This is a genomic window from Pantoea endophytica (assembly GCF_002858935.1).
Lineage (GTDB): Bacteria > Pseudomonadota > Gammaproteobacteria > Enterobacterales > Enterobacteriaceae > Pantoea > Pantoea leporis.
The window spans coordinates 175,380-182,411 of record NZ_PJRT01000028.1; the positions used below are offsets into that span (position 1 = coordinate 175,380).

General features: G+C 55.9%; 4 protein-coding genes and 1 pseudogene. 1 reads left to right on the forward strand and 4 read right to left on the reverse strand.

All coding sequences use genetic code 11. The features are described 5' to 3' along the window. Positions 1–4: 4 nt before the first annotated feature. Positions 5–2,014 carry a transketolase gene (tkt, locus tag PZBJ_RS17590; protein WP_101763550.1) on the reverse strand — a complete coding sequence of 670 codons (2,010 nt, stop codon included), beginning with the start codon at positions 2,012–2,014 and terminating at the stop codon, positions 5–7. A 69-nt stretch (positions 2,015–2,083) separates the two neighbouring features. After that, the gene (gene tal, locus PZBJ_RS17595; protein ID WP_101763551.1) at positions 2,084–3,034 is read right to left on the reverse strand and encodes a transaldolase; all 951 of its coding nucleotides are present in this window, start codon (positions 3,032–3,034) and stop codon (positions 2,084–2,086) included. Positions 3,035–3,375: 341 nt separating this feature from the next. Here tal and maeB point away from each other — a divergent pair, with 341 nt between their 5' ends. Next, a complete protein-coding gene (gene maeB / locus PZBJ_RS17600) occupies positions 3,376–5,655 on the forward strand; it encodes an NADP-dependent oxaloacetate-decarboxylating malate dehydrogenase (RefSeq protein ID WP_101763552.1) in 2,280 nt (759 codons plus the stop codon). Between the two features lie 31 nt (positions 5,656–5,686). Here the strand turns inward: maeB and PZBJ_RS17605 are convergent, their stop codons facing one another. Continuing rightward, on the reverse strand, positions 5,687–6,760 hold the full coding sequence (locus tag PZBJ_RS17605) for a phospholipase D-like domain-containing protein (RefSeq protein ID WP_101763553.1): 1,074 nt from the start codon (positions 6,758–6,760) through the stop codon (positions 5,687–5,689). 21 nt (positions 6,761–6,781) lie between these two features. After that, a pseudogene (locus tag PZBJ_RS24150) lies at positions 6,782–7,032 on the reverse strand (T6SS immunity protein Tli4 family protein); the annotation flags it as partial.

Sequence of the window (7,032 nt, forward strand, 5' to 3'; positions counted from 1 at the left end):
TCGATTAGTGCGGCTTGAGTAAAGCTTCAGTATGGCTGACAATGTTCTCGACGGTGAAACCGAATTCCGGGAACAGTTTGCCGGCGGGGGCTGACTCACCAAAGGTGGTCATACCGACAATCGCGCCATCCAGACCAACATACTTGTACCAGTAATCAGCAATACCGGCTTCGACCGCCACGCGCGCTTTCACGCCGGATGGCAGCACCGATTCGCGATACGCAACGTCCTGCTTATCAAACACGTCGGTGCTCGGCAGCGAAACCACGCGAATCTTGTGGCCAGCAGCGGTGAGTTTATCTGCCGCGCCCAGCGCGATTTCAATCTCCGAACCGGTGGCGATGATGATCGCATCCGGCGTGCCGTTGCTGTCCTGCAGCACATAGCCACCGCGTGCAATATTCGCCACCTGCTCTTTGCTACGCTCTGGCTGCAGCAGGTTCTGACGCGACAGGATCAGCGCGGTTGGCCCATGATGGCGCTCAACGGCGGCTTGCCACGCCACGGCGGTTTCCACCTGATCGCACGGACGCCACACACTCATGTTTGGCGTAACGCGCAGGCTGGCAATCTGCTCAACCGGCTGGTGTGTCGGACCATCTTCGCCGAGGCCGATGGAGTCATGCGTATAGACCAGCACCTGACGCGCCTTCATCAGCGCCGCCATGCGCACCGCATTACGCGCGTACTCGACGAACATCAGGAAGGTAGCGGTATATGGCACAAAGCCGCCGTGATGCGCGATGCCGTTGCCGATCGCCGTCATACCAAATTCACGTACGCCGTAGTGAATGTAGTTACCGGCAGTATCCTCTTTGATCGATTTTGAGCCCGACCAGATGGTGAGGTTACTGGGTGCCAGATCCGCTGAGCCGCCGAGGAATTCCGGCAGCAGCTTGCCAAACACTTCCAGCGTATTTTGTGAGGCTTTACGGCTGGCGATTTTCTGTGGATTAGCCTGCAGCTCTTCAACAAACTTCTGCACTTCGCTACTCCAGTTAGCCGGCATTTCACCGCTGAGACGACGGGTAAACTCCTGCGCCAACTCGGGGTGTGCCTCTTTATAAGCGGCAAACTTATCATCCCAGGATTTCTCGCGCTGCGCGCCCGCTTCTTTGGCATCCCACTGCTGATAAATCTCTTTCGGGATCTCAAACGGCGGATAGTGCCAGCCCAGTTTCTGCCGCGTCAACGCCACTTCTTCTTCGCCCAGCGCCGCGCCGTGCGACTCCTCTTTACCGGCTTTGTTCGGCGAGCCGAAACCGATAGTGGTGCGACAGATAATCAGTGACGGCTTGTCGGTAACGCTTTGCGCCTCTTTAATCGCCGCAGCGATCGCTGCCGAATCATGGCCGTCGATACCTTCTGCGCTACCGATGACGTGCCAGTTGTAGGCTTCGAAGCGTTTGTGCGTGTCGTCGGTGAACCAGCCTTCGGTTTCACCATCGATGGAGATGCCGTTGTGATCGTAGAAGCCAATCAGTTTGCCGAGACCGAGCGTACCGGCCAGCGAGCTCACTTCGTGCGAGATGCCTTCCATCAAACAGCCATCGCCCATAAACACGTAGGTGTGGTGATCGACGATGTCGTGGCCGGGACGGTTAAACTGCGCCGCCAGCGTGCGTTCGGCAATCGCTAAACCTACCGCGTTGGCCAGGCCCTGGCCGAGCGGACCTGTGGTGGTTTCCACGCCTGGCGTGTAACCGAGTTCGGGATGCCCCGGCGTTTTAGAGTGCAGCTGACGGAAGTTTTTCAACTCTTCCATCGGCAGGTCGTAGCCGGTGAGATGCAGCAGGCTGTAGAGCAGCATCGAGCCGTGACCGTTGGAAAGAATAAAACGGTCACGATCGGCCCACGCCGGATTGTTGGGATTGTGTTTCAACACATCGCGCCATAACACTTCGGCGATATCTGCCATGCCCATCGGCATACCTGGGTGCCCGGAATTTGCTTTTTGTACCGCATCCATGCTGAGTGCACGAATTGCGTTAGCCAACTCTCTGCGTGAAGACATAAGGTTCTCCCTTGTGATTTGGCGATAGCGGATGAGCCAATGCCCATCCGCCATAAGAGTGAGTGCGGATTACAGACGAGAAGAGAGCACATCTTCCAGCTTCTGCTGGTCAACGGCGAACTGACGGATGCCGTCTGACAGTTTTTCTACTGCCATCGGATCCTGATTGTGTTCCCAGCGGAATTCCGCTTCAGAAAGTGAAGCCGGCTGATGGAAACCTTCGGTTGATGGCTCCAGCTTACGCTCCAGCGGCGCGTCGCTATTGGCCAGCTCTTCCAGCAGGTTAGGGGAAATGGTCAAACGGTCGCAGCCGGCCAGCGCCTGAATCTGTTCCACTTTGCGGAAGCTGGCGCCCATGATGACGGTGCTGTAACGGTGCTTCTTGTAGTAATCGTAGATACGGCGCACAGATTTCACGCCCGGATCTTCATCAACCACATACGGATCCATCGGTTTGCGGGTGTTGTACCAGTCGTAAATACGGCCAACAAATGGCGAGATCAGGAACACACCGGCTTCGGCACAGGCACGCGCCTGAGCGAAGGAGAACAGCAGCGTCAGGTTGCACTGAATGCCGTTTTTCTCCAGCTCCTCAGCGGCTTTGATGCCTTCCCAGGTTGACGCCAGTTTGATCAGAATGCGTGAGCGGTCGATGCCGTGCTCTTCGTACAGACGCACCAGCTTCTCGGCTTTGGTGACACACATGCCACGATCGAAGGAGAGGCGCGCATCCACTTCGGTCGAAACACGGCCCGGTATGCTTTTCAGAATTTCCATACCGAGGTTGATCGCCACTTTGTCGCTGGCGTTGATGATTTGCGTCTCTTTGCTACCGCCCTGTTTTTTCGCGTAGTCGATGGCGTCATCAATCAGATGTTTATAACCCTCAAGACCGGCGGCTTTTAGAATCAATGAGGGGTTGGTGGTCGCGTCTTCTGGATTGTAATGGCGAATGGATTCGATATCGCCGCTGTCCGCCACCACGGTGGTGTATTGTTTCAATGCATCTAGCTGGTTCATCACTTAACTCCTTGATTAGCAATAATGTGGGCAAAGGTGTTGCACCCATTCCTGTTAAGTATTGGTCCAACACAGTGCTACAGACGTTACACGAAGAAAATGCGTTTTCTCTGATTGTGGCGTCGTGGCGCTTAAGAGGTGCGATAGTGAAAGGAGGACTTGCCTAAACGGTTCAGCTACGCTTTTTGCCATCAATAAGGATAGCAGGCTGTGCCGATCCCGCAGGCGAAGCGGTGGCAATCCGTGCCTTTCCGACTGTGCGTTCTTTGAGCGCCTTCACCCTCTTTTGTGCCGCACATTCCTATACTGAACGCCTGTTTAGCGATGCCAAAGGATGCCTAATGGACGATCAACTCAAGCAAAGCGCTCTCGATTTTCATCAATTCCCCACGCCCGGAAAAATTCAGGTTTCACCCACCAAACCCTTAGCCACCCAGCGCGATCTGGCGCTGGCCTATTCGCCCGGCGTCGCTGCGCCATGTCTGGAAATTGCCGCCGATCCGCTGGCGGCGCGCAAATACACCGCGCGTGGCAATCTGGTGGCGGTGATCTCCAACGGCACTGCGGTGCTGGGGCTGGGTAACATTGGCGCGCTGGCGAGTAAGCCGGTGATGGAAGGCAAGGGCGTGCTGTTTAAAAAGTTCGCCGGCATTGACGTGTTTGATATCGAAATCGATGAGCGCGATCCCGATAAGTTGATAGAGGTGATTGCCGCGCTGGAACCCACTTTTGGTGGCATCAATCTGGAAGATATCAAAGCGCCCGAGTGTTTCTATATTGAGCAACAGCTGCGTGAGCGCATGCAGATTCCGGTGTTCCACGACGATCAACACGGCACGGCGATCATCTGTACCGCGGCGGTGCTCAACGGCTTAACCATCGTCAAAAAAGCCATTGGCGATGTGCGGCTGGTGGTCTCCGGCGCGGGCGCTTCGGCGATTGCCTGTCTGAATCTGCTGGTGGCGCTCGGCATGCAGCAGCACAACATCGTGGTGTGCGATTCCAAAGGCGTGATCTATCGCGATCGCGAGCCGAATATGACGCCGACCAAAGCCGCATATGCGGTGGCCGATAGCGGCGCACGCACGCTGGACGAGGTGATTGGCGGCGCGGATATCTTCCTTGGCTGTTCCGGCCCCAAAGCGCTGACGCCGGAGATGGTGCAGAAGATGGCGCAGGATCCGCTGATTCTGGCGCTGGCCAATCCCGAGCCGGAAATCATGCCGCCGCTGGCCAAACAGGTGCGGCCCGACGCGATTATCTGCACCGGGCGCTCTGATTTCCCCAATCAGGTGAACAACGTGTTGTGCTTCCCGTTTATCTTCCGTGGCGCGCTGGACGTGGGTGCCACGGCAATCAATGAGGAGATGAAGCTGGCGGCAGTGCACGCGATTGCGGCGCTGGCACAGGCGGAACAGAGCGATGTGGTGGCGTCGGCGTATGACGATCAGGATTTGAGTTTCGGCCCGGAATACTTGATCCCCAAACCGTTCGATCCGCGTTTAATCGTGCAGATCGCGCCCGCGGTGGCGAAAGCGGCGATGGAATCGGGCGTCGCCACGCGACCGATCGAGTATTTTGATGCTTATCGTGAGCAGCTCACCGAGTTCGTCTATAAAACCAACCTGTTTATGAAGCCGATCTTTTCGCAGGCGCGTAGAGATCCCAAACGCGTGGTGCTGGCAGAAGGCGAAGAGGTGCGCGTGCTGCACGCCACGCAGGAGCTGGTGACGTTAGGGCTGGCGAAGCCGATTCTGATTGGCCGGCCGAATGTCATCGCTATGCGTCTGCAAAAGCAGGGTTTAAAGATCGAGGCCGGCAAAGATTTTGAGATCGTCAATAACGAGTCCGATCCACGTTTCAAAGAGTACTGGAATGAGTATTACCAGATCATGAAACGGCGCGGCGTGACGCCGGAAACTGCCCAGCGCGCGGTGATCGGCAATCCCACGCTGATTGGCGCGATCATGGTGCATCGCGGTGAGGCCGATGCGCTGATCTGCGGCACCATCGGCGATTATCAGGAACATTATGATGTGGTGGAGAAAGTGTTCGGGCTGCGAGAGGACGTGAAGGTGGCGGGCGCGATGAATGCGTTGCTATTGCCTAGCGGTAATACCTTTATAGCTGACACCTACGTTAATGAAGATCCCAGCGCAGAACAGCTGGCGGATATCACGCTGCTGGCGGCGGAAACGGTGCGACGCTTCGGCATTGAACCGCGCGTGGCGCTGCTGTCGCACTCCAGCTTTGGCACCTCAAATGCGCCGGGCGCGCGCAAAATGCGCGACGTACTCGCGTTGATTCAGCAACGCGCCCCGGATCTGGAGATTGACGGCGAAATGCACGGTGATGCGGCGCTGGTCGAGAGCATTCGCCGTGAACTGATGCCGGACAGCCCGCTGAAAGGCACTGCGAATTTGCTGATTATGCCGAACGTCGAAGCGGCGCGTATCAGCTATAACCTGCTGCGCGTCTCCTGCTCCGAAGGTGTCACGGTGGGCCCGGTGTTGATGGGGATCAGCAAGCCGGTGCATGTGTTGACGCGTATCGCCTCGGTGCGGCGCATCGTGAATATGGTGGCGTTAGCGGTGGTGGAGGCACAGACCGAACCGTTGTAGCAAACGAGTTTTGTTTAAGTAGCCCGGAGCGCTAATCAATTGTGCTCCGGGCATGAAAACTTTTAACGCCGTTTTGTAACTGCCGCGTCAGGTGAATCTGCGCCACGATGGAGGGTTCGTCCAGCCGGCCTTCCGGATGGACCGGTAGCATAATGTAGACGTGAAACGGCATTGGATTGAACGAGATAATGTGGCCCTTTATTTTGTTGGCTAACCACTCAGCCACCTGATTTTCGGGTGCGGGCTTGTCCGAAAATCTGCGCGTTATAAAAGCTCCGGCAGAGGGTGTTATGCTTTTTGCCACCGGACTTAGCGCCTTCGGTCCCTTTATCAAAGACTCGCCAAACGCCGAAACGAAAAACGGGTTCTCGATATAAATATAGTGGTCGGCCTTGTCGATCAGCAGCTTCATCGCGTCCATCACGTCATGCTGCGTTTTGCTCGCCGGCGGCTTCCCGCGCAGCGGCCGTTTTTGCTCGCTCCGACACATCTCCTGAGATGCGCTGCGTAATACCTGAACGTGGCAGGAGCCGACTCTCTCAGGACGCGTCTCCGGGATGTGCAGTTCTGGCGTCTGTGTCAGCAGTGACGATTTGGGATAGTGTGGTGGATAGCTGTTCCAGCGCAGAACAAAGTTGGCTATCAGGTCATACACAGCTGGGTCTTCAATCGCCTCCTGATAATCCTGCCACGGCATGCGCGGCTGGATTTTTGCGTCCAGATAAGTGCTTTCTTTAGCCTTGCCCGGCGACTGGCTTTCACGCCGCGTCAGTACAGCGTCAATAATGCGCGTCACGCTAACGGCCTCGCGCTTTTTCGCCTGTTCGCGTGCACTAGGATCGCGATCTAATCGCGGATCCGCATGTGGCGTCGCGTACTCTTTCATCGGGTTATAGCCCCGGTCCGCAGCCATCACGGGGACACAGAGATTGTACATGTTCATCCCCTGATGGCCTGCCGCATCGGCCTGCATGCCATAGTTGTCATCGTAACGACTGTAGGCAAGGTCGATGCGGCCGACAAACGCCAGCCGCTCATCAACAATGACGCATTTCTGATGATGAGAGAAAAACTTGCCGGATTTTGAACCGGCGCGCAGCAACATGCTGTTGGCGGAAAATATTTATTAGCGCTTTTTAATCGATGCAACGATATGTTCTGCTATTTTCTCCAGTTCTTTGTGATCAAATGGGGGATTGATTGTTGCCTGAGTACCCTTACGCATGACGAAAAACATAATGGTTGGTTCATCCGGGGTTTTGCCTTTGACGTAAGCAACGTAGCCATAATCGACAGATTTATCGTAACGGGTGAATTTTGCAAAAGCGGCTACGGCTTTGCGACCATCAATTTTTGGATAGCTAAAGCCTTTCCCAT

Excerpts from the sequence above, each read along its gene's own strand:
- PZBJ_RS17605 (WP_101763553.1), bottom strand. The coding sequence starts at position 6,760 with ATGTTGCTGCGCGCCGGTTCAAAATCCGGCAAGTTTTTCTCTCATCAT.
- maeB (WP_101763552.1), top strand. The coding sequence starts at position 3,376 with ATGGACGATCAACTCAAGCAAAGCGCTCTCGATTTTCATCAATTCCCC.
- tkt (WP_101763550.1), bottom strand. The coding sequence starts at position 2,014 with ATGTCTTCACGCAGAGAGTTGGCTAACGCAATTCGTGCACTCAGCATG.
- tal (WP_101763551.1), bottom strand. The coding sequence starts at position 3,034 with ATGAACCAGCTAGATGCATTGAAACAATACACCACCGTGGTGGCGGAC.